Origin of the sequence: Pseudovibrio sp. Ad5 (genome assembly GCF_001623095.1) — a bacterium.
GTDB lineage: Bacteria > Pseudomonadota > Alphaproteobacteria > Rhizobiales > Stappiaceae > Pseudovibrio.
The window spans coordinates 18444-42001 of the sequence record NZ_LMCH01000020.1 but is presented as its reverse complement, the minus strand read 5'-3'; the positions used below and the strand labels follow the sequence as shown (position 1 = coordinate 42001).

At 53.4% G+C, this 23558-nt stretch carries 16 protein-coding genes and 1 riboswitch; of the genes, 9 read left to right on the top strand and 7 right to left on the bottom strand.

The features are described 5' to 3' along the window. Window positions 1-118: 118 nt before the first annotated feature. The 4 genes from PsAD5_RS11660 to PsAD5_RS11645 form a co-directional block, all read right to left on the bottom strand. On the bottom strand, window positions 119-1159 hold the full coding sequence (locus PsAD5_RS11660; protein WP_063292231.1) for an oxidoreductase: 1041 nt from the start codon (window positions 1157-1159) through the stop codon (window positions 119-121). 1 nt (window position 1160) lies between these two features. Next, window positions 1161-2057 (bottom strand): sugar kinase, encoded by an 897-nt coding sequence (locus PsAD5_RS11655; protein ID WP_063292230.1) that lies wholly within the window; start codon window positions 2055-2057, stop codon window positions 1161-1163. A gap of 216 nt (window positions 2058-2273) precedes the next feature. Then, window positions 2274-3686, bottom strand: coding sequence for a sensor histidine kinase (locus tag PsAD5_RS11650; RefSeq protein ID WP_063292229.1), 1413 nt, complete (start codon window positions 3684-3686; stop codon window positions 2274-2276). A 27-nt stretch (window positions 3687-3713) separates the two neighbouring features. Then, window positions 3714-4433, bottom strand: a complete 720-nt coding sequence (locus tag PsAD5_RS11645) for a response regulator (RefSeq protein WP_057464588.1) — start codon at window positions 4431-4433, stop codon at window positions 3714-3716. Between the two features lie 201 nt (window positions 4434-4634). Between PsAD5_RS11645 and PsAD5_RS11640 the strand changes: the two genes are divergently transcribed. The 4 genes from PsAD5_RS11640 to PsAD5_RS11625 all read left to right on the top strand — a co-directional run bounded on the left by PsAD5_RS11640 (window position 4635) and on the right by PsAD5_RS11625 (window position 8869). Further along, entirely contained in the window at window positions 4635-5882 is a 1248-nt protein-coding gene (locus PsAD5_RS11640) for an ABC transporter substrate-binding protein (RefSeq protein WP_063292228.1), read from the top strand. 72 nt (window positions 5883-5954) lie between these two features. After that, entirely contained in the window at window positions 5955-6866 is a 912-nt protein-coding gene (locus tag PsAD5_RS11635; RefSeq protein WP_063292227.1) for a carbohydrate ABC transporter permease, read from the top strand. Continuing rightward, on the top strand, window positions 6859-7746 hold the full coding sequence (locus PsAD5_RS11630) for a carbohydrate ABC transporter permease (RefSeq protein ID WP_063292226.1): 888 nt from the start codon (window positions 6859-6861) through the stop codon (window positions 7744-7746). The genes PsAD5_RS11635 and PsAD5_RS11630 overlap by 8 nt, the downstream gene beginning before the upstream one ends. Before the next feature lie 10 nt (window positions 7747-7756). Beyond that, entirely contained in the window at window positions 7757-8869 is a 1113-nt protein-coding gene (locus PsAD5_RS11625; RefSeq protein ID WP_063292225.1) for an ABC transporter ATP-binding protein, read from the top strand. A gap of 60 nt (window positions 8870-8929) precedes the next feature. On the opposite strand, the gene PsAD5_RS11620 is transcribed toward PsAD5_RS11625, so the two are convergent. Further along, window positions 8930-14236 carry an autotransporter domain-containing protein gene (locus PsAD5_RS11620; RefSeq protein WP_063292224.1) on the bottom strand — a complete coding sequence of 1769 codons (5307 nt, stop codon included), beginning with the start codon at window positions 14234-14236 and terminating at the stop codon, window positions 8930-8932. 341 nt (window positions 14237-14577) lie between these two features. After that, complete coding sequence (locus tag PsAD5_RS11615) at window positions 14578-15024, bottom strand: RrF2 family transcriptional regulator (RefSeq protein WP_082830590.1); 447 nt, start codon at window positions 15022-15024, stop codon at window positions 14578-14580. A gap of 352 nt (window positions 15025-15376) precedes the next feature. Between PsAD5_RS11615 and PsAD5_RS11610 the strand changes: the two genes are divergently transcribed. Further along, complete coding sequence (locus PsAD5_RS11610; protein WP_063287743.1) at window positions 15377-15598, top strand: hypothetical protein; 222 nt, start codon at window positions 15377-15379, stop codon at window positions 15596-15598. 452 nt (window positions 15599-16050) lie between these two features. Here the strand turns inward: PsAD5_RS11610 and PsAD5_RS11605 are convergent, their stop codons facing one another. Then, window positions 16051-17610, bottom strand: coding sequence for an L-serine ammonia-lyase, iron-sulfur-dependent, subunit alpha (locus PsAD5_RS11605; RefSeq protein ID WP_063292223.1), 1560 nt, complete (start codon window positions 17608-17610; stop codon window positions 16051-16053). Between the two features lie 326 nt (window positions 17611-17936). On the opposite strand from PsAD5_RS11605, the gene katG reads away from it, so the two are divergent. The 4 genes from katG (at window position 17937) to PsAD5_RS11585 (ending at window position 23553) form a co-directional block, all read left to right on the top strand. Beyond that, the gene (katG, locus tag PsAD5_RS11600; protein ID WP_063292222.1) at window positions 17937-20114 is read left to right on the top strand and encodes a catalase/peroxidase HPI; all 2178 of its coding nucleotides are present in this window, start codon (window positions 17937-17939) and stop codon (window positions 20112-20114) included. A 116-nt stretch (window positions 20115-20230) separates the two neighbouring features. Continuing rightward, a riboswitch (TPP riboswitch) is annotated at window positions 20231-20337 on the top strand. A 21-nt stretch (window positions 20338-20358) separates the two neighbouring features. Next, window positions 20359-21351, top strand: a complete 993-nt coding sequence (thiB, locus tag PsAD5_RS11595) for a thiamine ABC transporter substrate binding subunit (protein WP_208988579.1) — start codon at window positions 20359-20361, stop codon at window positions 21349-21351. Continuing rightward, window positions 21327-22874: a thiamine/thiamine pyrophosphate ABC transporter permease ThiP gene (locus PsAD5_RS11590; protein WP_063292221.1), complete on the top strand. Its 1548-nt coding sequence runs from the start codon at window positions 21327-21329 to the stop codon at window positions 22872-22874. The genes thiB and PsAD5_RS11590 overlap by 25 nt, the downstream gene beginning before the upstream one ends. Continuing rightward, a complete protein-coding gene (locus tag PsAD5_RS11585; protein WP_063292220.1) occupies window positions 22861-23553 on the top strand; it encodes a thiamine ABC transporter ATP-binding protein in 693 nt (230 codons plus the stop codon). The genes PsAD5_RS11590 and PsAD5_RS11585 overlap by 14 nt, the downstream gene beginning before the upstream one ends. Window positions 23554-23558 lie beyond the last annotated feature (5 nt).

Here is a 23558-nt window from a genome sequence, read left to right as displayed (position 1 = left end):
ATTTGCGTCGTTTTGTGAATTTTGCGTTCAAAGCGTGTTTTGGTGCGCGCTTATGTGCTGAGCTGCGGATAGAGGAACCTGCGCCAGCAAAGAGCCGCCGCAGGTCTAATTTTGATCTTCAGAGCAAGACAGTTCTGGTTTCTTTTTCGCTCAGATAAGCAGCCTCAATAATCCGGATGGTCTGCATCGCGTCACGTGGGGAGACTGGGACTGCGGTGTCATTGCGAATGGCGTCCCGCATACCAGCGTAGAACCGTTCGTATCCACCTTTCTGGCTTGGTACCGGCGTACCTTCACCCGTCTCGTCATAAAGCGTGCCCCAGTCGTCTTCAGCTTCAATACCCCAGGTTGGGCTTGCAGGTCCGTCGCCAGCCTTCAGCATGTCCTCTTGCGGGTCCATGCCATAGGTGATGTAGGTGGCTTTATCTCCGCTCACCTGAAAGCGTGGACCTTGCTCTGTGCTGAGGCAGTTGCCGTGCAGGATGACATCACAGTCGTCATAGCCGAGTACGAGGTGGAAGTGATCCACCGCTGCCGCTTCTTTACGCTGAACGCGAAGTTTTGCCTGAACGGATTTTGGCGTACCAAACAAACTCAGCGCCTGATCGATGCCGTGGGCACCCAGATCATACAGGATGCCCGCACCGGGGATATCCTGTTCCCGCCAGCGGCCTTTGATGTCCGGGCGATAGCGATTGTAGTTGCACAGGTACGAGTGCACTTTGCCGAGACGACCTGTTTCCATCAGGTCCTGAACCGTCAGGAAATCACAGTCGAACCGTCGGTTGTGATAGACGGAAAGTTTCAGGTCTTTCTGCTCTGCAATGTCGATCAGCTCTTCCGCTTCCGCACTGGTGATGGTGAAGGGCTTTTCAACCACCACATGCTTGCCAGCTTGCAGAGCCTTTTTAGCGTGATCGTAATGCAGCGTGTTGGGCAGGCTGAGAACGACCAGCTCGATGTCCGTCTGTGCCAACACATCTTCAAAGGAAGTGTATGGCGTGCAGTCGGGCAACTTGCTTTTGACAAGGTCCGGCTTGCTGGAAACCACCGCGGCAAGGTCAATGCCTTCAACAAAGGTCAGCAGAGGTGCGTGGAAGCTTTGGCCAGAAACACCAAAGCCCACAAGAGCCGTTTTAACAGGCTGAACAGAATTCATATTACGCATCACTCGCTGGAAAATTCTTCTGCACGTTGTCGAGGTCAAGAACGGTCGGCAGGGAGGCCTCGTTGCCGAGGAATTGAATGGCGTGGGCAGAAGCCGCGCGCGCTGTTTTGAAGTGATCTTCCCAAGAACCTTTTGGGTCTGCCAGATATGCATAGACATAGGCACCGTGGAAAGTATCACCTGCACCGTTGGTGTCGATGACCCGTTCTTTTGGCACCTTCAAAGCGGCTTGGCGCTTGATCGGGCACTTGTCTTCGTACCACAGCAGGCCTTTTTCACCCTGAGTGACACCACCGACCTTCACGCCTTTAGCACGCAAATATTCCAGTGTGTCTTCCGGTGATTTGCCAAGCTGCTCACAAAACAACTCAGAAACGATCGCCACATCAATGTAGTCGAGCAGTTCCTCGGTGTTCTCACGAACGGCACCACCATCCAGAGATGTCAGGATACCGTGTTTGCGGCAAAGTTTGGCGTAGTGCAAAGCGGCATGAGGAATGTGACCGTCTACGTGCAGCGCCTGACAACCTGCCAGGTTGAGTTCAGGAACCGGATGCAGGAAGTCATTGTCGCGGCAGCGCACGATGGCGCGTTTGCCGTCTTTTGGCATGATGAAGGAGAGAGAACTTTCCTTCACTTTGCAGCTGTGGATCGGAATGGAGTATTTCGCGGCCATATCGCGGAACATGCGAGACAGCCAGTCATCTGCCATGGAGCACAGCAGGTCGGGTGAGACGCCCAGCTTTGCGCAGACGAAAGCTGCGGTGACGGCGTTGCCGCCAAAGCTGACAGCATAATCCTGCGCAATTGCCTTCTCGTCACCTTCCGGCATGGTCTCTGACAAAAAGGTCACGTCGATGTAGGACTGGCCAATAAATAGCGCTTTCATCCTGTACTCCATTAAAGTCCGGGTCACACTGCGCAAATGCAGTGATGGTACCTTCCGCTTTTAACGACGGATTTCTAAATGATGTCCTAGGGAAATCATGAAAGTGCCTTGCTCGCAAACCTGATGTATCAACTTGTTACATTACAGGTTGTTTTTGCGGGTCTTTCCCCAAAATGGCGGGTTCTATGAGGGAAACTACGCAGAAGGCGAGTGCACCTACAATTCGCGCGGCAGTTTCACAAAAATACAGAACTTGCCTTCTGGCGTTTCGCCAAGGCTGATTTCGCCGCCATGGGCGTTGATGATCTGCTTGACGATAGAAAGGCCAAGGCCAACACTAGAGGAACGGGTGCGTTCTACGCTGTCATTGCGGAAGAAGGGCTCAAACACCTTCTCGTGCAGATGGTCGGGAATGCCGGGGCCGGGATCACTGATGGAAACAAGCAGCTGATCATTCTCAAGATTTTGCATCTCAACAATGGCTGCACCGCCATATTTGAGTGCATTATCAATGAGATTGCTGAAGGCACGGCGCAAAGCAGTGGGTTGGCCGTTCATGACTGCGCGGCCCTCAACCTCCAACTCAACTTCGCCGCCGCCACCAAAAATATTGCGGCTTTGGTCCGTCAGCTTATGGCGCTGGGGGACGAAGACAACATCGTTGCCCGTGTCCATATAGTCATCACAAAGCGATTGCAGTAGCGCGGCGAGGGAGAGGTGCTGAGGCTCTTCCAGCAAGGCATTGAACCGTAGAAAATCAAGCGAGGCTGCGATGAGACGGGTCATCTCTTCCACATCATGCAGCATGCGATTGCGCAGAGATGTGGACTCGATCTGTTCCAGCCGCAGACGCAAACGGGTTGCAGGAGTGCGCAAGTCATGGCTGATGGAGGCCAGCATGCGTTTTTGCTCTTCCAGCAACTGTGCTCGGGCTTCCTGCTCTCGCACCAGCGTATCCTGAAGGGCAACGGCTTCCTCGGTGTCCCACGGTTTCAGCTCGGCACGCTCATATTTTGCCAGGGACCGGAACGGGGCGGCGGTGTAGTGAATGAGGCTGCGGGCCAGCACAAACACCAGTGTGATGCAAAGGGCCGCGATGATGAAGAGCACTGGCTCCGTCATCCGGTCCTGCCAGAGCTTTGGGAATGTGATCAGGCGGTTGCCTTGCTGGTTTGGAAGCGTCAGATAGAGCTGAACAGCCTTGTCCTGCCGTGTGACTGCCTGAGCAAAGGCGCCCATCTTATCAAGTTGATAGGCTGGATTGGGTTGGTCGTCCGAGATCAAATCTGCTCGAGGCAAAGCACCGGTAAACACCAGTTTGGCTGCGAGCTTGAGACCATCGTTATTGAAGGTCAAAGGAAGAGAGGAGACATCACCTGAAAGCACTGGTTTGCCAGCTTCAACAACCTGCAGATATTTGCCCGCAAAAGGAGCGGGTGCAGTGCCGCGCATGTATTGGCTCAGTTCTGCACCGGCTTCAAAGGAGTTCGCCAGTGCTAACTCGCGCGTGTTGTAGGCGTTGAGCGTGAGCCCCAAAACCACGAAAACCGAGAGCACGGCGGTGATGAGAACCACAACCATACGGCGTTCAAGGGATCTGGGCAGAAGGCTCAGGATCAATCCTGACATGGCCACGCTCTTTTCAGTGCCATGGACCTACACCCGCGTTACGCTTTGAGAAAACAGATAGCCCTGATGGCGCACAGTGGTGATGAAATCCGTACTCGGGTCCGTCTGTGCCAGCTTCTTGCGCAGGCGGCTGATCAGAATATCAATGCTGCGATCGTGGGAATCCACCTTGGCACCGCGCAGCACGCGGCCCAGTGTATCGCGAGAGATCGGCTTTTGCGGTGCCTTCACAAAGGTCAGTAAAGCGTCGAACTCGGAAGAGCTCAAATGCACCAGCACACCATCTGGTGCGGTCAGGTGGCGGGTTGCCTCATCCAGCTTCCAACCGGCGAACTCAAAGCGCTGTGCTTTGGGCGCTGCCGCTGTTTCAACGTCTTCTGTACGGCGGAAAATAGCGAAGATACGAGCTTGTAACTCACGAGGATTGAACGGCTTTTCCAGATAATCATCAGCGCCAAGCTCCAGCCCGACAATACGCTCCGTATCACCTGTAATCGCGGAGATGATGATGATTGGCATCCTGGAGGTCTGGCGCACGCGCTGGCACAGGGTCAGCCCGTTTTCTCCCGGCAACATGATGTCCAGAACCATCAGATCAATGTGGTTGGTGTCCAGAAGCTCAATGGCTTCCTCTGCAGAGTTTGCAGTGAACACGGTGTACCCACGATCTTTCAGGAAGTCTGCCGTCAGGCTGGCGATTTCCTCATCATCGTCAACAATCAGCAGTGTTTTGTTCGAGAGCATCATACCTCGGTGTACCCATTTCAGTCCCAACCAGCTCACTCTGGCCCAGTGCTGTATAACAAAACATTTGGCCGCTGCGAGAGGAATGTGTATGCGTCAGGTTGTCTTGCACGTGCAAGTTCATTGGATTGTGTGTTTATACGCGATAAATTGAAGAAAGAGTTTGCTAGAAGCGTCCTTGAGAATACCCATCGGGAGAATGTAATGGGCAGCCCGCGTCTCAGCTTGGTCGCACTTGCTGTTTTATTCGGTAGCATAACGGCGCAAGCCGCACCAACCGCTGAAGTTCTGCATTTCTGGACATCAGGCGGAGAAGCACGCGCAGCCCTTTCGCTCAAACAGGCGTTTGAGGCCCGTGGCGGTGTGTGGGATGACGCACCTGTTGCTGGTGGAGGCGGAGACGCCATGGCAGCCGTCTTGCGTGCCCGTGCGCTGGCCAGAGTGCCGCCATCTGTTGCTCAGATCAAAGGTCAGAACATTCAGGAATGGGCCGAAGTGGGCGCGCTTGAAGGGCTCGATGCTATTGCACAGCAGCAGAACTGGGATGAGCTGCTGCCAGACCTTTTGAAAGAAACAGTTCAATATCAGGGTAAATATGTTGCCGTGCCTTTGAACATCCACCGCGTGGATTGGATCTGGGCCAACCCGAAAGTGCTGGATCAGGTCGGCGTCACACCTCCGCAAACATGGGAAGAGTTCAACGAGGTGGCGGATAAGATCAAGGCCGCTGGCATTATCCCGCTCGCCCATGGTGGACAGCCCTGGCAGGACGTTACCCTGTTTGAAGTGGTGTTGCTGGGGATCGGCGGCGCGGATTTTTACAAGAAGGTCTATCTGGATCTGGATCAGGAGGCCTTGCACTCCGACACCATGATCAAGGTGTTCGACCAGATGCGCAAGCTCAGCACCTATGTGGACCCCGGCGCTCCGGGCCGCGAATGGAACCTTGCCACCGCCATGGTGATGCGCGGTGAGGCGGCCATGCAGATTATGGGCGATTGGGCCAAGGCCGAATTTCTGACGGCAGGTCTTAAGTACGGTGAAGACTTCATCTGCGTCTCGTCCCCCTCCAAGGGTGGTTATATCATCAACTCCGACAGCTTCGCTATGTTCAAAGTCTCCCACCCAGATCAGAAAGCCGGACAGCAGCTGATGGCCTCTACGCTGCTGGATGAGCAGGTACAGAAGGACTTCAACCTGCTGAAAGGCTCCATTCCCGCCCGACTAGGCGTGAGCCTTGATGGGTTTGATGAATGCGCCATGAAATCCAGCGAAGACCTTCTTCTCAATGAGGCCCGGGGCACCGTGGTTGGCTCCATCGCTCACGAGCTTGTACAGTCCGGCGCCGTGCGTGGGGCTTTTCTGGATGTGGTCACAGAGCATTTCAATACGGATATGTCTTCGCAAGAGGCTGTCAATCAACTTGCCGAGACCGTAATCCTAGCAGATTGATTTCCCTAGGGCAGTCAGAGTAAAGCGTAGATCCTGATAAGACCGCAGCACCCAGTGAGCAAAGAGAACCTTATGTCCAACCCCCAGCAGCGCAAGCAGCAGATGTCTGTTTTAGACAGATTGCAGCGATATTTGCCGCAACTGGTGGTCGCTCCGCCGTTCCTCCTCCTCGTGTTTTTTGTGTACGGCTTCATCGCGTGGACGGGCATCATCTCGCTCACCAACTCTCGCATGCTGCCCACTTTTGATGTTCAGGGCATCCAGCAATATGTGCGCTTGCTGGCTATGGATCGCTGGAATGTGGCTTTCGATAACCTGCTGATTTTCGGCAGTCTTTACATCCTGTTCTCAATCACCATTGGCTGCGTGCTGGCCGTTCTGCTGGACCAGCGTATCCGCGCAGAAGGGGCGCTGCGCACGATCTATCTGTACCCCATGGCGATCAGCTTCATCGTGACGGGCACAGCGTGGAAATGGATCCTGAACCCGTCCCTCGGCATTGAAAGCTACATGCAAAAACTGGGGTGGGAGAGTTTCCAGTTCGACTGGATCGTCAACCGCGACATGGCAATTTATGTAGTGGTCCTCGCCGCGGTCTGGCAGGCATCAGGCTTTGTGATGGCCCTGTTCCTCTCCGCCCTACGCACTGTCGATGAGGATATCATCCGCGCCGCTCATCTGGACGGGGCCAGCACCACACGCATCTACTTCGGCATCATCCTGCCCTCGCTGAGACCTGTGTTCCTCTCCGCCTTCGTCATTCTCGCGCACCTATCCATCAAGAGCTTCGACCTTGTGGTGGCGCTGACAAACGGCGGCCCGGGCTATTCTTCCACTTTGCCTGCCAATTTCATGTATGAGATGGCCTTCCGCCGTAACCAGATCGGCCTTGGTGCCGCCTCCGCCATGATGATGCTGGCCACCGTTGCCGCAATCATCGTGCCCTATCTTTATTCAGAGTTAAGGGCAAAGCGACATGGCTGAGCCCAAAACACTCCCCGGAGCCAACGGCAAACGCCACCTGCTTGGCCGCATCTTCATCTGGACCTTGCTGCTCTCCGCCGCCGTGCTCTATCTGGGCCCAATCTACGTGGTGCTCTCTACATCGCTGAAGGATCTAGCCGAGATCCGCGCCGGAGCCCTGCTGGATTTGCCACACGAGCTCAACTTCACCGCCTGGCGCGAGGCATGGTCCAGCGCCTGCATCGGCGTACGCTGCGAGGGCCTGCGCCCGTACTTCCTAAACTCAGTGATCATGTCCGTGCCATCGGTGGTGATCTCAACCCTGATCGGCGCCTTAAGCGGCTACGCGCTGTCGCTCTTCCGCTTCCGCGGAGCCAACATCATCTTCGCCCTGATGCTGTTCGGCTGTTTCATCCCGTTCCAGATCGTCATTCTGCCCATGGCCCAAACCCTTGGCTATCTGGGCATCGCCAACTCCATCACTGGCTTGATCGTCGTGCACACCATCTACGGCATCAGCTTCACCACACTATTCTTCCGCAATTACTACGTCTCTGTTCCGCAAGAGCTGGTGCGGGCAGCCACAATGGACGGGGCAGGGTTCTTCCGCATCTTCTGGCACATCATGCTGCCGCTCTCTGTTCCCATCATCGTGGTCTCGGTCATCTGGCAGTTCACGCAGGTGTGGAACGAGTTCCTCTTTGGCGCCAGCTTCACCTCAGGCGGGTCTCAGCCGGTAACAGTAGCGCTCAACAATCTCATCAACTCCACCACCAGCGTAAAACAGTACAATGTGGACATGGCAGCCGCGCTCATAGCCGCCGCGCCAACCCTCGTTGTCTACATCATCGCAGGCAGGTTCTTCGTACGCGGGCTCACCGCCGGCGCAGTCAAAGGCTAAAGGCTCATTTATGGCGACCATATCCATCGAACATGCCTCAAAATCCTTTGGCTCAACCGAAGTTTTGAAGGACATTTCGCTTGATGTAAAAGATGGCGAATTCCTCGTCCTGCTCGGCGCCTCCGGCTGCGGAAAATCAACGCTGCTCAACATCATTGCGGGACTGGAACCCATCGCAGATGGCACCATCCGGCTGGATGGGGAAGTGGTCAACGATGTCCATCCCAAGAACCGCGATATCGCCATGGTATTCCAGAGCTACGCGCTCTACCCAAACATGACGGTGGAGCGCAACATCGCGTTTGGGTTGGAAATGCGAAGGATCAGCAAGGAAGAGCGCAAAGCCACCGTCCGCGAAGTCGCCAGCATGCTGCAAATTGAGCACCTGCTTGCCCGCAAACCAGCGCAACTCTCCGGCGGACAGCGCCAGCGCGTTGCCATGGGTCGTGCCCTCGTGCGTCGCCCCAAGATCTTTCTGTTCGACGAGCCGCTCTCCAATCTGGACGCCAAACTGCGCGGCGAAATGCGCACAGAGATCAAGAAGCTCCACCAGTCTCTCAAGGCCACCATGGTTTATGTGACCCATGACCAGATCGAGGCCATGACGCTGGCAGACCGCATCGCCATCATGAAAGACGGCGTGATCCAGCAAATCGGCACTCCGCAAGAGATCTACAGCAAACCGGCAAACATGTACGTCGCCGGCTTCGTCGGCGCACCACCAATGAACTTTGTGGAAGTGGATCTGGTGAAGCAAGAAGACCAGTTCGGCGTCATCCTGCCAGCCGTTCTGAAGGGCGAGCCAAAAAACTACTTCCTCCCGCTGCCAAACTCAAAACAACTCGAAACACGCGAGAACACAAAAATCATCCTCGGCCTGCGCCCCGAAATGATCACCCACAACGCTTTCGTAGGCTCCACAAACCCGGAAATCGAATGCGACGTCGACCTCCTGGAACCCACTGGCGCCGACACTCTCTGCCTCATCCGCCTAGCCAACCACCCCGCCAAAGCCCGGGTCTCCCCCTTATTTGCGTGTGACCCGGGAGAGAGCATGACCTTCTCTGTAGACATGGGAAGGGTGTGTTTATTTGACGGGGAGAGTGAGGAGTTGATTGGGTAATACGTTCATACATGGACCTGAATTTTTTGCTTACTCAGGTCCATGTCACTACTGCTTCCCTCAATACTGCACGAATAGTCTTGCGTTGGCACCGTGGTCTAGGGTTTGGTCGGCGAGGAGGCCGTAGTAGTTGATGTTGAGTTGGATGTGCTCGGCCAGTCGGGATTCAAGGCCGGTTTCGATCAGGGCCACGTTGCGGGCGATTGGGACGCTGGCGACGGTGAAGGGGTTGCCGCTGTCGATGAAGCTTTGGGTGTAGTCGAGCGTATCAGCGGAAGAGTATTGCCAGGCTGCCAAGCCAACAAAGCTTGTGTCCCCATAAAGGTAGTTGGAAAGGTCAAACTCGCCGCGTGTTCCCAGTGTCAGGAAGGTGAGGGAGTTGGATTGTCCATCTGCTTTGAGTGCTGCTGCACCGCCGGTTTCATTGAAGCCGGGACCGGAGAGATAAGCATAGGCAACTCCTGCGAAAGGCTCCAGATTACCGTAGGTGCTTTCCAGCGTATATCCAAGCTCACCAAACACTTGCACAGAACCGGCGAACTGGTCAGATGACAGCGTTTCTTCCGGGAAGAGGCTTACATCGCGATCAGTTGCAATGTTGTACCATGTACCGGCAACACCTCCGCGCAGCTTGACGTTGTCAATTGGATTGGCGCTGGCGTAGCCGCCGACACTGTAGCTGTCACTGTCAGATGAGGCGTCGATGGAGCTGATGTCGATGGATGTTCTGCCGAAGCCTGCAACCACACCCAGCTGCACCATGTCAAAGTAAGTCGCATCAACACCAACCAGAACGCCGCCAACGCTTCTGCCTGTGGTGCGGGCATTGCCATCGGAGAAGAATTGACCCCAGCTGCCGTAGACCTGTCCCCACATCGCAAAGTTGCTGACCGTGCGGGAAACGGTGTTGTCATCCACGTCTGCAGCAAAAGCGCTGTGGGCCTTGTAAAGGCGGTCATTCACCGCTTGTCTCAGGAAGCGGCTGTCGGCGAGAAGGATTGCACGGGTTGAAGCGTTGATTTCACCGGCGAGGGGATCGAGAAGAGCTTTAATTTGAGCGTTGTTCATGGGAGCAAGCTGTGTGAAGAGATCGCCGCTTTCATTGATAGTATCAAGCGCCAGAGTGACTGAATGTTCGTTGCGTGTATCTGCCAGGCCATTGAAATTGTTGGAGCTTCGGATGAACTGGATCGCGACATCGTTACCGTCTCCGGGAATACCGTAGAGCACGTTTACATCTAACATGAACATATCGTGGCTGACTGAACTGAACGTGCCTGTCGGTGGCTCTGACCCCGGTGCGGAGAGATTGTCGATAATGACGAACTCATCGCCGATTTTGACCGGTGTTGGACCCATAACGTTGACGAGATCAAGCGCAACGTCGTTCAGGTCCACGCTACCACCTGCGAGGATCTGGATCTGATCCGCGTTTGCCATTCCAGAAACCGGATCAGAGCCGATTTCCATTTCCAGCGTGCCACCAGTGCCCGTCGCATCCAGACTGCCGAGCGTAATTGTACCGAAGGACGCTCCGGGTGCGATGATGCCCCCGTTAAGTGTCACACTGCCGCTGGCTGTGCCGTACCCCTCGAGCCGACCATCGGCGTTCACGGTCAGATCACCTGAAAGAGTAGAACTATCCGTTAAGGACGTACCAATCCGCATGGTGCCGCCGTTAATGGTGGAGCTGACCAGAGATTTGGTGCCGTCTGATAGGATAAGCGTACCTGCACCGTTCTTTAGGAAGGTACCTCCACCGGGAGTGGCATCTCCGGTCCAGGTGAGGGTTGCACCTGCGTTTGCCATGTCGATGGTATTATCATTGCTGTTCACTTGCAGCTTGGTCGTATCAACAGTTTCGCTGCCTGTGCCCAGATAGAAAAGAGTTCCACCATTTACGATCACGTTGCCAGACCCAATGGCCGAGGTAGAAAAGCCTTCCAGACCAAGCGTGCCGGTGTCGATTTCAATATCTGCTGTGTAACCTGAGTTGTCGCCAAGCAGATTGACTTCACCCGGGCCGGTGAAGGTAACCTGATCCGAACCGGTCAGCCCGGACATGATGTTGATCTGGCCAACGATGTCGGTCGTTCCAACCACGTTCCCGGCGCCGGAAAACGCCAGTTCATTGATGGTGACCGTGCTGCCGCCGGTGTAGGTCAGAGTTGAGGAGTTCAGCGTGATGCCGACATTGCCGTTGCCGATGTTGGTGCCGTCACTGAAGATCAACTCGGTATCGGTTATGCCAAGATCACCAGTCCATGAGCTGTTGGTGCCGGTTAGGGTGGTTGTTTGGCCACCATCGATGGACAAGCTGCCAGAGCCGGAAAGGTTGGAGGAGATTTCCAGATTGACCGTATTGTCATCAATATCGATTGTGTTGCTTGTGCCACTGGCGATAGCAATCCTTGAGAGATTGACGTCTGTAGTACCCTGATAGAGCAGGTTACCATTGTTGAGGGTGGTTGTGCCAAGCCCAAGGCGGTCTGGGTCGGTAAACTCGACGGAACTGTTTTCCTGAACAATGAGGCCACCGGAAAAACTGTTGTCGCCCTGCAGGTTGACCGTACCGCCAGACCCAATGGTGAGAGACCCCGGTGTGCCGCCGCCATCTGTGATGTCACCAGTCAGTGTCAGGGTGCGTCCGGATTGCACATCAAGCGTACCGTCATCGTGCATCTTGAAATCGTTGGCGATGGTCGCATCTGCACCAGAAATATAACTCAGATCACCACCGTAAAAGAGAACGTCACCTGTGCCGATGTTGGCTGCTGCTCCAAACTCCACAGTACCGGCTGCCAGATCCAAACCGCCGCTGAAGCTGCTGCCCGCTCCACCCAGCACCAGCGTTCCTGCCCCGAGTTTTTTCAGCACCCCAGTACCACTGATGTCATTGCTTGCAGTGAGGGTATCACCAGAGCCCACTGTCACGGATGATGTTCCATCCAGATCAATCAGATTGGCAATCGTCGTGGTTGTTCCGGTGAAATTGAGGTTACCGCTGTCGAGTTCAATCGCGCCTGTGCCCAGATCATCGGAGTCTGCAAAGCCAACTGTGCTGTTTTCCTGAACGATCAGACCGCCTGAGAACGTGTTGGTTCCTCGCAGATTGGCTGTGCCGCCGGAGCCGATGGTGAAGGAGCCCGGTGTGCCATCACCGTCAACGATGTTGCCTGTGATTGTCAGAGTACGCCCGGATTGCAGGTCAAGACTACTATCATCATACAGTTCAATCGTATTTGCGATTGTTGCGGAGGTTCCGGTGAAGTTGAGGTTACCGTTGTCGAGTCCAACTGTGCCAGTGCCCAGATCATTGGAATCTGAGAAACCGACAGTGCTGTTTTCCTGAATGACAAGGCCTGCCGAGAATGTGTTGGTCCCTTGCAGATTGACTGTCCCACCGGAACCGATGGTCAGCGTGCCGGGTGAGCCGCCGCCGTCAACGATGTTGCCGGTGATTGAGAGGGTGCGGCCTGATTGCACGTCAAGGGTACCGTCATTGTGCATTTCAAACGTATTTGAGACGGTTGCATCCGAGCCGGACACGTAGCTCAGATCACCACCGTAATAGATGATGTTTCCGCTGCCGATGTTGGCAGTTGCTCCAAACTGCACAGTTCCATCTGCCAGATCCAGCCCACCACTGAAGTTGCTGCCCACTCCACCAAGAACCAGCGTTCCATCACCAAACTTTTTCAGCCGCCCAGACCCGCTGATATCATTGCTGACGGTGAGCGTGTCACCGGACCCGACTGTCATGGATGATGTGCCGTCCAGATCAATCAGGTTGGTAATTGTTGCAGTGGTTCCGTTAAAGGTGAGGTTGCCGTTGTCGAGCTCAACAGTGCCACTGCCAAGATCGTCAGAGTCAGAGAAGCCAACTGTGCTGTTTTCGTGAACGACCAGACCGGCTGAGAATGTGTTGGTGCCTTGCAGGTCTACTGTACCGCCGGAGCCGATGGTCAGTTTGCCGGGTGAACCGCCGCCATCAACGATGTCACCTGTAATCGTCAGAGTACGACCTGATTGCACGTCAAGGTTGCCATTATTATGCATCTCAAACGTGTTTGATATGGTTGCATCCGAGCCAGAAATATAGCTTAGATCACCACCGTAATAGATGATGTTTCCGCTGCCGATGTTGGCAGCTGCTCCAAACTCTACGGTGCCGTCTGCCAGATCCAGCCCACCACTGAAGTTGCTACCCGCTCCATCAAGAACGAGCGTTCCGTTGCCCAGTTTCTTTAAGCGACCAGACCCGCTGATATCATTGCTGACAGTGAGGGTGTCGTTCGTGCCAACCTCAATTGAGGAGGTTCCATCCAGATCGATGAGGTTGTTGATTGTTGCTGTAGAGCCGGTAAATGTGAGGTGGCCGCTGTTCAGTTCAATCGCGCTGTTGCCCAGATTGGACGCGTTTGAAAACTGAACTTCTGTGCCATCAATGTCCGTTCCGCCGGTCCAGGAATTGTTGCCCGACAGAATGGTTACGCCATTGCCTTCAAACCTGACTTTGCCGTTGCCGATAATGTCTCCGGCAAGTGTGAAGTTTCCGTTTGAGGTGATGAAGGTGGCGTCGTTGAGAGCTCCCACATTTGTAACTTCAATATCGCCGTTTACGGTTACATTTCCATTGGAAACGAGGCTGCCGCCTAAGAAATCCAGATCCCCGTTTCCGACAGCACTGGTACTGGTAACAACAACGGTTGCACCTTCTTCAAAGAACATCTTACCTGTGAAGAGACTATTGTTGCGGAACAAGCGCGTCGTTCCGTTTTCAAAGAGAACCTCGCCGGCACCTGGTGTGTTTGAAATCAAATCGGCCACTAGATGGTCGCCACCGCCGCTCGTTGTGTTAACAACAATCTTGGAGCCATTGACCATGATGAGGTCATCGACTTCAAGGTATCCCGCGCTAAGAGCACTAGAGCCTTCCTCGCCACCAATATTGATTATTCCTGCTGATCGGAGGACGAGATCAAAGTTGGGGGCGAATATTTCACCGCTGTTGTAAAGGTTTACGGTGCCGCGATCGAAACCATTGGAGATTTCAATAAGTGAGCTTCCTCCGGTTTGGAACATGGCCGCGCCATTGGAGATGTTCAGAGTTCCATCAGCATTGGCGACACCAACTCTCAAAAAACGCCCGATAGCAACTGATCGACCTGAAGAGAGATTCAGCGTGCCATCAGTGTTGAAGCCAATATACAAGCCATTCGAGCCATTGACTGTAACCGGTGGATCATTGATGGTGCCTGTTATGATTTCCTGAGCATCTGCTCGATCAACGAAAAGACCTAGCAAGCAGGCGAATGTGAGACTCGCAAGTGCAGTTGTTCCCAGAAGACGCTCACTATACCACATTTCAACCCTCACACATTTGCCAGTTACAGCAGTTCTGAGACAGTTGTTCAGTCGAGCACAGCCGTTACCGAAGGCTGCGCAGAGCAAAACGCAGCTTCAGTGTGAGTAATCACATTAGTAATCCGTTAGGATTTCTTCGCGCTACACAATTATGCTGTATTCGACTGAGGAGCTATGAAGTGATACGCAATACTCTTCTCATGAGCTATAGATTAACTGAATCGAATATAGTCATTAATAGAGTTTTTATTTGTTAAATTAGATTTAATTGTGAACTCAATATAGGATTGGTCAAAAATACATATGAGAAGATCAATAGAGTTTCAGAAGTATTCTTCCTGCTAGCTTTGTTGTGCAGTCAAAGCCGCTGGTACGGGCAAATCGATAACTGCACTTTCAATTGTCATTTCATCGAGCACGCTCAGGAAGGCGCTGGATGCTCTTTGCATCAACGGTTTGAGGCGACAAGAGGGGAGGAAGCAGCATTGGATTTCTCCACATTCGCTCTGTCGCAGGCACTCGACTACGGCAAAATCATTCTCTACCGCGCGGACAACATCTCCAACGCTGATGTCTTGTGCGAGACGGCCCAGTTTAAACCCTCCACCACGACCACGCATGGTCTCAAGAATACCGGCACGGGAGAGTTGATTGACGAGTTTCATCACATGGCCCCGTGAGAAACCTTGCTGCAAAACGACCTGATCGATGCGTTGAAGAATGTCTGGTTGCATGGCGCATTGCATAACGAGTCGCAAAGCAAAATCGCTTGCCTGATTTAAACGCATAGTGATGCTCCAAAGATATATCGTGCGTATATCATAAAATCAGAGAATGCTGAACACCGAAAGCGATGTGGTGCTGTGTATATTTTAAGTGTATGAAATAACACATTATTTATCGCTATCTCAGCTCTTTCTAAGAAAAGATGCAAATAATATATGTCTTTTGTTATGTGCGATGATAAAGATATATATAAAATAGATATTATGAGTCGGAAAGTTGTCACGATAGAGGGCAGGGGCTGTCTCACCAGTGTTTGGCATTGAATTAAGCTGTCAATTTCTTCCTCGTAAAGAACTCTGATTGCACTGATGTGCCACCGCCTGCTCTGAAACTTTTAAACTACGGAGACCTGTTATGTTGCCCGCCATTGTCTTGATCGCAGAAGGATTGGTTGCTCTCTGGTTCCTACTGTTTTTGACGATGATCACAAGCATCTACCTGGATGGCAGAGGATATGGCTCCGGCGTGAAACCCAAGGCAGAGCTAGCCTTCTTCAAACACATTCGTGTCTTCGTAACACTCGGCATATCAGTCGCCTGCGTTGTGACCCTGGCAGAAGCATTTGAATTGATCTGACGGAATTCGGAAGAGCCCCATGAAAATCTACGAGTACTTCCCCGCCATCTTCATCTGGGCCATAGTCCCAGCCCCCCTCTGGATCTGGCTTGGCCTGATCTGGTTTGTTTGAGAAGGGTGAGAGGAGCTCCCTCTTCACCTCAAAGTCCGATCTATGAATGTCCTTCTCACCCGACTTACAGGCGAAGAGGGGAGCCCTGGGTAAGCTGGGAGGGAGGCGCTGGTGATGTAGAGGGTGTCCAGCTTCTTGCTATCGAAGGTGGCACGGTTGAGCGTGGAGCTGGCAGGTCAATGACGCGGATTAACACGCCGTCCGGCAGATGGTGGTTGATGCGCCAGCCGCCTCAGATTGCAACCCAGACACCTCCGAGATGATAAAGCTCCTGAACAGCTGTAAGGAGACGATTGTAGGGAATATGGGCGGTTAAGGCATTGAGAACTATGGGTCGACCTCATCCGCACATTGCACAAGCAGTCGGTGTTGCCGCACATCCACCGCGAGCTGTACAGCGCAAGTCAGAGTGCATCTGTTCACCTACTTTCTGTGTGCTAATGACCATCTCATCAAATGGCAACACAGCGTCAAAACCAGAAAGGCTAGCAACCGCAGACGATTGCGCATGCGCGATCCCAGCGATATTGCGCGCATGACAGGGAATTTCCACTTCCCCACCAACTGGGTCGCAAACCAAACCAAGCGTATTCATCAGACAAAGTGATGCCGCATTAAAGGCTTGTTGTGCTGTTCCTCCAAACAGATGGACCAATCCAGCTGAAATCATTGCGGCTGAAGCACCAGTCTCCACTGAGCATCCTCCCGTTTCAGCGGCAAAACTTCCGTGCTCAGCAAAAACAGCTCCCACAAGTGCTGTGACTTGAAGGGCGTCGATAATCCTTTCACGATCAACACCTTGTTGTTTCAAGGAATATAGCGTGCCCGGTACGATGCCAGAACTTCCAGCTGTTGGAGCAGCAACAACCACTCCCCGATTTGCGTTTGCATCCATAACTGCAAGAGAAGCACTAAGCGCATCCTGCAAGAATGGTGAGCCGATAATCTCCACGGGATTTGCTGCACCAACCTGTTTTGCGCTCGGTTTCAGGAACTTCATAGTGGATGATTGATTGGTAAGCGCTAGGCCTGCCTGAACTGCGTCCATCATCACATCATACCGGTCTGCAAAGGCTTTTCGCGTTTGGGGCTCAGTCAAGCCTAACCGCTTGGCTTCCAGGGACAAAGCAAGATCTGCAAGACTGTGTCCTCTGCTGGTTTGTTGGACCAAAGCCTTTGGGCTGGCAAAAAGAGGGGCCTCATCGTGGACAGAGAATTGGACAGGTATGCAGGACCTGACCTTCCAGCTCTGTTCTATCATGTCTTTCAACTCTGGTTGTTGAGGTGATAGTGGCGAACTGGATTTGATCTCAATAAGTTGGTGGCTATTCTTCGAACCTGCACAGACACGAGCTTGTACCTTTGCATTTGAGGGAAGCTGCTGAAGAGGTGAATTGTCTCCACATTCCAGAAGAAGTATAAAATCGCTCCCAGTCACATCAATTGCGAAAGAGTTAAAGCTATCGAGCTTGAACATCCCGCCGCCTATTGAAAGGCCTTTGAAGTGATCTTCCCGAAGTGCGCCTTCGCTGTCTTCAACCGTGATTGCAATTTCCACTCGGTTTGGATGATCTTTGGTGTCTAAATTTCTAATGTTGATCTCTAGCGTAAATGGCTTGCCGTTCATCAAATCAGATAGAGCTTGTCGATACTTAGGTGAGGTGACCTCTTCTCCCATCAAGCCTGCAGCAAAGCCTTCGTCACTGCCTTGGTTGGTATAGACTTGGGCAAACGAGCCCTCTGGATCGAACGCAATTTCAACATTCACAATTTTATCGCCATCACAAAGGGAAAGTTGGCGAACAGTCTTTCCTATGAAGTATGGCGCTGCAGAGTGAGAGCTCGACGGTCCTCTCATCACCGGACCAATTATGGAATTGAGAAGACTAATAGTGCTCATGCAAATTTCTCCGCGAAAATCAATGTGATATTTTACACGGATTGTTGCTGCATTGAAGGGCAGAACTGATGCTTTCCTCACCTCGCGAAAAGCATCTCCGTGTGTGATGAGGAGAGCTCAGAGGAGCAATCTAAGCACCTTCGTTTACCTTCAAATTTATACGATAAGAAAAACTTATTGATATGCGTAGGAGATGCAATTTCACTTAATGCGTTTAGCGCCCTATATTCAGTCTAGAATTTGCTGGATGCATCGTTTCGTCTCACCGCTTAAGGTAAACGCTACGTCAAAACCAGCAAGAGCCAAATTAGATAGTGGAGACAGCAATGCACGGTAACGATGTCAAGACAGCCGGTGTTTGTCCGGTGGTACATGGCGCGAATACATCGATGGATAAGCCGGTTACCCGATGGTGGCCTGATGCTTTGAATCTCGACATCCTCCATCAACATGGTGCGCGTACCAACCCGATGGACCCAGGCTTCAACTATCATGATGCTGTTAAATCACTCGACTTCGAAGCGGTGAAGGCAGACGTTCATGCGCTCATGACCGACAGTCAGGACTGGTGGCCAGCGGATTGGGGTCATTATGGTGGCCTGATGATCCGCCTTTCGTGGCACACAGCTGGCTCTTATCGTCTGGCAGATGGTCGCGGTGGCGGCGGTTCCGGCAACATTCGCTTTGCTCCGCTTAACTCCTGGCCTGATAACGCAAGCCTCGATAAAGCCCGCCGTTTGCTTTGGCCTATCAAGAAAAAGTACGGCAACGCTCTCTCCTGGGCTGATCTGATTATTCTCGCAGGCACTATCGCCTATGACTCCATGGGTCTGAAAACCTTTGGTTTCGGGTTTGGCCGTGAGGATATCTGGGGTCCGGAGATCGACACCTATTGGGGATCTGAGAAAGAATGGCTTGCGCGCAGTGAAGAGCGCTATGACGATCTGGATGATCCTTCAACGCTCGAAAATCCGCTTGCAGCAACCCATATGGGCTTGATCTACGTGAACCCGGAAGGCGTGAATGGCGTTCCCGGTCCGCAAAAAACAGCTGATCAGATCCGCGAAACCTTTGCTCGTATGGCAATGAATGACGAGGAAACTGCTGCGCTGACGTGCGGTGGTCACACCGTTGGTAAAACCCATGGACGCGGTGCCGTCGATAACATCGGTGTCGCACCGGAAGCCGCTGGTCTTGAAGAGCAGGGCTTTGGCTGGTCTAACCCCGGACAGGATGGCAAGGCAACAAATGCCTTTACCTCTGGCATCGAGGGTGCGTGGACCACACACCCAACCACGTTCGATATGGGTTTCTTTGATATGCTGTTCGGCCATGAATGGGAGCAGGTAAAATCTCCTGCCGGCGCATGGCAATGGGAACCTGTGTCCATCAAGGAAGAAGACAAACCTGTTGATCCAACAGACCCGTCTGTTCGTCACAATCCAATCATGACGGATGCGGACATGGCGATGAAGGTTGACCCGATCTACAACGAGTACTGTCAGAAATTCATAGCAGATCCTGAGTACTTCAGAGATACGTTTGCGCGTGCATGGTTCAAGCTGACCCACCGCGATATGGGACCGAGAGCCAATTATCTTGGCCCGGATGTGCCGAAAGAAGACCTTATCTGGCAGGATCCGGTTCCGGCGGGCAACACCAACTATGATGTTGTTGCAGTGAAAGCAAAAATTGCGGCAAGTGGTTTGAGCAATGAAGATCTGATCAAAACCGCTTGGGACAGCGCACGTACCTATCGCGGCTCTGATATGCGCGGTGGTGCCAACGGTGCTCGTATCCGCCTTGCTCCTCAAAAGGATTGGGTTGGCAATGAGCCAGACCGGCTTGCCAAAGTTCTGGCTGTGCTTGAACCAATCGCAGCGCAGGCAGGAGCCTCAGTCGCAGATGTGATCGTGCTGGCAGGCAACGTTGGTGTAGAAAATGCCATCAAAGCAGCTGGTTTCAACGTGGAAGTTCCATTTGCTTCTGGTCGCGGTGATGCAACAGATGCGATGACTGATGCGACATCCTTCTCTGTATTGGAGCCTATTTCTGATGGCTTCCGTAACTGGCAGAAGCAAGAGTACGCTGTTAGCCCGGAAGAAATGATGCTGGATCGTGCTCAGCTCCTCCGCCTCACTGGCTGGGAAATGACTGCACTCGTTGGTGGTCTGCGCGTTCTTGGTGCCAATTATGGCGGATCAAAGCACGGTGTCTTCACGGACCGCGAAGGTCAGCTGACAACGGACTTCTTCGTCAACCTGACCGATATGGACAACAGCTGGCATCCACTCAAAGATGGCACCTATGAGATCCGCGACCGCAAATCTGGCAAGCCTAAGTGGACTGCAACCAGTGCAGATCTTGTGTTTGGCTCCAACTCAATCCTGCGCGCTTATGCTGAAGTGTATGCTCAGGATGACAACCACGAAAAGTTCGTCCGCGACTTCGTGGCAACATGGACCAAGGTCATGAACGCCGACCGCTTCGACCTGACAGCCTAATAAATGCGACCAGTCCGGGCAGGAAACTGCCCGGGCTTTTTATTGCAACTCCCTACAGGTGCTCTCCAGACGCTGGCTATATCCAGTTGCGCTTCTGTGTTTTTCCGGTTAAGAACCGCTTGACCTCGGGGTGCGCGTATTTGTCGTGCTGAGATGCTTTAGTGGCGAACCCGTTGAACCTGAACCGGCTAGAACCGGCGGAGGGAAGGGTACCGGTTTCATCCATCCTTGCCCTCTCGCCGCAATGGAGGATGACTTGAAACATCTGTTAATTGCTGCGGGATTACTCACTGCAACATCAGCGATGGCTGTTGAGAAGCCTCAACTGACAGTTTACACATACGACAGCTTCGTTTCTGACTGGGGCCCAGGCCCAAAAGTGGAAGAAGCGTTTGAGGCTGTATGCGAGTGTGACCTGAAACTTGTTGGCGTCGAAGATGGCGCAGCACTGCTTTCCCGCATTCGTCTTGAAGGTAAAAACTCGGATGCCGATGTGGTGCTGGGTCTGGACACCAATCTGGTAGAGACTGCCAAGAAAACTGGCCTGTTTGCACCACACACTGTTGAAGCCCAATACACTCTGCCAGTGGAGTGGGCTGACGAAACCTTTGTGCCGTACGACTGGGGCTACTTTGCCTTCGTACACAAGGCTGGCGAAACCGTACCAACCAACTTCCGCGAGCTTGCGAAGAGCGATGCCAAGATCCTTATTCAAGATCCACGCTCCTCTACACCCGGCCTCGGGCTGCTGCTTTGGGTGAAAGCGGCTTACGGAGACGAAGCTGCTGATGTGTGGGCGGATCTTTCCGATAACATCGTGACGGTTACAAAAGGTTGGTCTGAAGCCTACGGTCTTTTCCTTGATGGGGAAGCGGAGATGGTGCTCAGCTACACCACGTCTCCGGCTTACCACCTGATTGCCGAGGAAGATAACAGCAAGACCACTGCCGCGTTTGAAGAAGGCCATTACATGCAGGTTGAAGTAGCGGCAAAGCTTGCCGGGACTGATCAGCCAGAGTTGGCAGACAAGTTCCTAAGCTTCATGGTTTCAGATGCTTTCCAGACAATCATTCCAACAACCAACTGGATGTATCCTGCTGTGACACCTAAAGGTGGTTTACCTGCTGGCTTTGACACACTGCAGGTGCCGGAAAAAGCTTTGTTCTTTAAGCCTGAAGAAGCTGCTGCTGCAAGACGTGAGGCTCTGCCGGAATGGCTAGAAGCGCTCAGCCAGTAAGTTCGCTTCCCGGTGTTGCCGCGGCATTTCTTGTCGCGGCACTCATACTTGGCACGTTGGCCGCGGTTGCACTGCGAGCTGAAGCGGGTCACGGCTTCTCCTCTTCCGATTGGGCCGCTCTCAAGTTTACGCTCACGCAGGCCGTGCTTTCTGCTGTGATCAGTGTTGCGCTGGCTGTGCCGGTTGCGCGCGCGCTGGCGCGACGGCGGTTTCCGGGCCGCAGTTTGCTCATTGCACTGCTTGGTGCCCCCTTCATTCTACCAGTTATCGTTGCCATTCTTGGGTTGCTACAGGTGTTTGGCCGTGCGGGCTGGATATCTGATATGCTTGTTTATTTTGGTGCTTCACCCATTCGCATTTATGGCCTCCACGGTGTTGTGCTGGCTCATGTTTTCTTCAACCTTCCGCTGGCAACCCGATTGATTTTGCAGGGGTGGCAAGAGGTTCCCTCAGAGCGCTTTCGCCTTGCAGCGCAACTTGGGTGTGATGGAAAAGCCCTGTTTCGGCTGATTGAACTCCCCATGCTCGCGCGCATTTTACCCGGAGCACTGGCTGTGATCTTTGCGATCTGCCTGACAAGCTTTGCTGTTGCTCTGACGCTTGGTGGTGGGCCACGGGCGACAACTATTGAGCTGGCGATCTACCAGGCTTTTACATACGATTTTGATCTTGGCCGTGCCGCGCTGCTTTCTGCATTGCAACTCACGCTTACCGCTGCTGCTGCCTTTGCGGCGCTGAAGCTCTCACGCGGTGAAGGGTTTGGTGCAGGACTGGACCGAGCGATCCGGCGCTGGGATGGTGGTGCACCTGTTGCAGACGCCTTCTGGATTTTGCTTGCAACATTCTTTTTGCTTTTGCCGCTCAGTGCCGTTGTTCTTTCAGGCCTTAGCGGTCTGTTTCTGGTGCCCTTTATTGTGTTGAAGGCGGCGCTTGTTTCCGTTGCTGTCGCTGCGGCCAGCACGGTGATCTTGTTGCTGTTCGCATTGCCTATGGCAGCAGCCGTTGCCGTTCGCCGACATAGCGTGGTTGAGCTTGTCGGAATTTTGGGGTTGGCAGCGTCTCCACTGGTGATCGGAACGGGCTTGTTTATCATCATACGCCCGTGGGCAAACCCGTCTGACCTTGCTCTTCCTGTGACGGCACTGGTCAACGCGGCGATGGCATTGCCGTTTGCACTTCGCATTCTTGTCCCTGCTGCACGAGATACGGTTTCGCGACATGGACGGTTGGCCTTGTCTCTGAATATGGAAGGTTGGGTGTTCTTCTCACGTGTCCTCATTCCACGCATGCGGCCACAGATCGGATTTGCTGCGGGGCTTGCAGCAGCACTTTCCATGGGAGACCTTGGCGTGATTGCCCTGTTTGCAGATCCGGAAATTGCAACGCTGCCTTTACAGATTTACCGCTTGATGGGGGCATACAAAATGCAGGCAGCAGCCGGCGGAGCTCTTTTACTGCTTGTGCTTTCAATGGCACTGTTCTGGATTTTAGACCGGGGAGGTCGCTGGCATGCTGAAGCTTAGCTCTTGTCTCATTGCAAATGGCCGTTTCCAATTGCAGGCCAACTTGCATGTTGAAGCTGGCAGCAGCGTTGCCGTCATTGGCCCATCTGGCGCAGGAAAATCAACCCTGCTTGAGGCTATTGCCGGGTTCCGTGAATTATCGCAAGGACGCATTTTCTGGAAGGAACAAGAGCTTACCAAGCAGGCTCCGGGAAAACGCCCAATCGCCATGCTGTTTCAGGATGGCAATCTGTTTCCGCACTTAACCGCGACTCAAAACGCAGCCCTCGGTTTGCGGCCTAACGGAAAGCTCTCAAAACCTGAGCAAGAACAAGTAGAAGCAGCCCTTGCGCGGGTCGGTCTGGCGGGGATGGGAGCACGCAAACCAGCTGAACTATCTGGTGGCCAACAAAGCCGTGTCGCGCTTGCCCGTGTATTGGTTCAGCACCGTGATCTGCTGTTACTCGATGAACCCTTCGCGGCCCTTGGTCCAGCGCTTAAAGCCGAGATGCTGGACCTGGTCGCAGACCTTGTTGCAGAAACTGGCACGACGCTTCTCATGGTCAGTCATGACCCACAAGATGCCCGCCGCATCACGAACAAAGCAATCCTCGTCGCGGACGGATCAGCGCACCCACCTGTTGAAACCCAACAACTGCTCAACAACCCACCGCAAGCATTGCGAGAGTATTTGGGGTAGGGAAG

Excerpts from the sequence above, each read along its gene's own strand:
- PsAD5_RS11620 (WP_063292224.1), bottom strand. The coding sequence starts at position 14,236 with ATGTGGTATAGTGAGCGTCTTCTGGGAACAACTGCACTTGCGAGTCTC.
- PsAD5_RS11650 (WP_063292229.1), bottom strand. The coding sequence starts at position 3,686 with ATGTCAGGATTGATCCTGAGCCTTCTGCCCAGATCCCTTGAACGCCGT.
- PsAD5_RS11610 (WP_063287743.1), top strand. The coding sequence starts at position 15,377 with ATGTTGCCCGCCATTGTCTTGATCGCAGAAGGATTGGTTGCTCTCTGG.
- PsAD5_RS11645 (WP_057464588.1), bottom strand. The coding sequence starts at position 4,433 with ATGATGCTCTCGAACAAAACACTGCTGATTGTTGACGATGATGAGGAA.
- PsAD5_RS11635 (WP_063292227.1), top strand. The coding sequence starts at position 5,955 with ATGTCCAACCCCCAGCAGCGCAAGCAGCAGATGTCTGTTTTAGACAGA.
- PsAD5_RS11630 (WP_063292226.1), top strand. The coding sequence starts at position 6,859 with ATGGCTGAGCCCAAAACACTCCCCGGAGCCAACGGCAAACGCCACCTG.
- PsAD5_RS11625 (WP_063292225.1), top strand. The coding sequence starts at position 7,757 with ATGGCGACCATATCCATCGAACATGCCTCAAAATCCTTTGGCTCAACC.
- katG (WP_063292222.1), top strand. The coding sequence starts at position 17,937 with ATGCACGGTAACGATGTCAAGACAGCCGGTGTTTGTCCGGTGGTACAT.
- PsAD5_RS11655 (WP_063292230.1), bottom strand. The coding sequence starts at position 2,057 with ATGAAAGCGCTATTTATTGGCCAGTCCTACATCGACGTGACCTTTTTG.
- PsAD5_RS11660 (WP_063292231.1), bottom strand. The coding sequence starts at position 1,159 with ATGAATTCTGTTCAGCCTGTTAAAACGGCTCTTGTGGGCTTTGGTGTT.
- PsAD5_RS11585 (WP_063292220.1), top strand. The coding sequence starts at position 22,861 with ATGCTGAAGCTTAGCTCTTGTCTCATTGCAAATGGCCGTTTCCAATTG.
- PsAD5_RS11615 (WP_082830590.1), bottom strand. The coding sequence starts at position 15,024 with ATGCGTTTAAATCAGGCAAGCGATTTTGCTTTGCGACTCGTTATGCAA.
- PsAD5_RS11590 (WP_063292221.1), top strand. The coding sequence starts at position 21,327 with ATGGCTAGAAGCGCTCAGCCAGTAAGTTCGCTTCCCGGTGTTGCCGCG.
- PsAD5_RS11605 (WP_063292223.1), bottom strand. The coding sequence starts at position 17,610 with ATGAGCACTATTAGTCTTCTCAATTCCATAATTGGTCCGGTGATGAGA.
- thiB (WP_208988579.1), top strand. The coding sequence starts at position 20,359 with ATGGAGGATGACTTGAAACATCTGTTAATTGCTGCGGGATTACTCACT.
- PsAD5_RS11640 (WP_063292228.1), top strand. The coding sequence starts at position 4,635 with ATGGGCAGCCCGCGTCTCAGCTTGGTCGCACTTGCTGTTTTATTCGGT.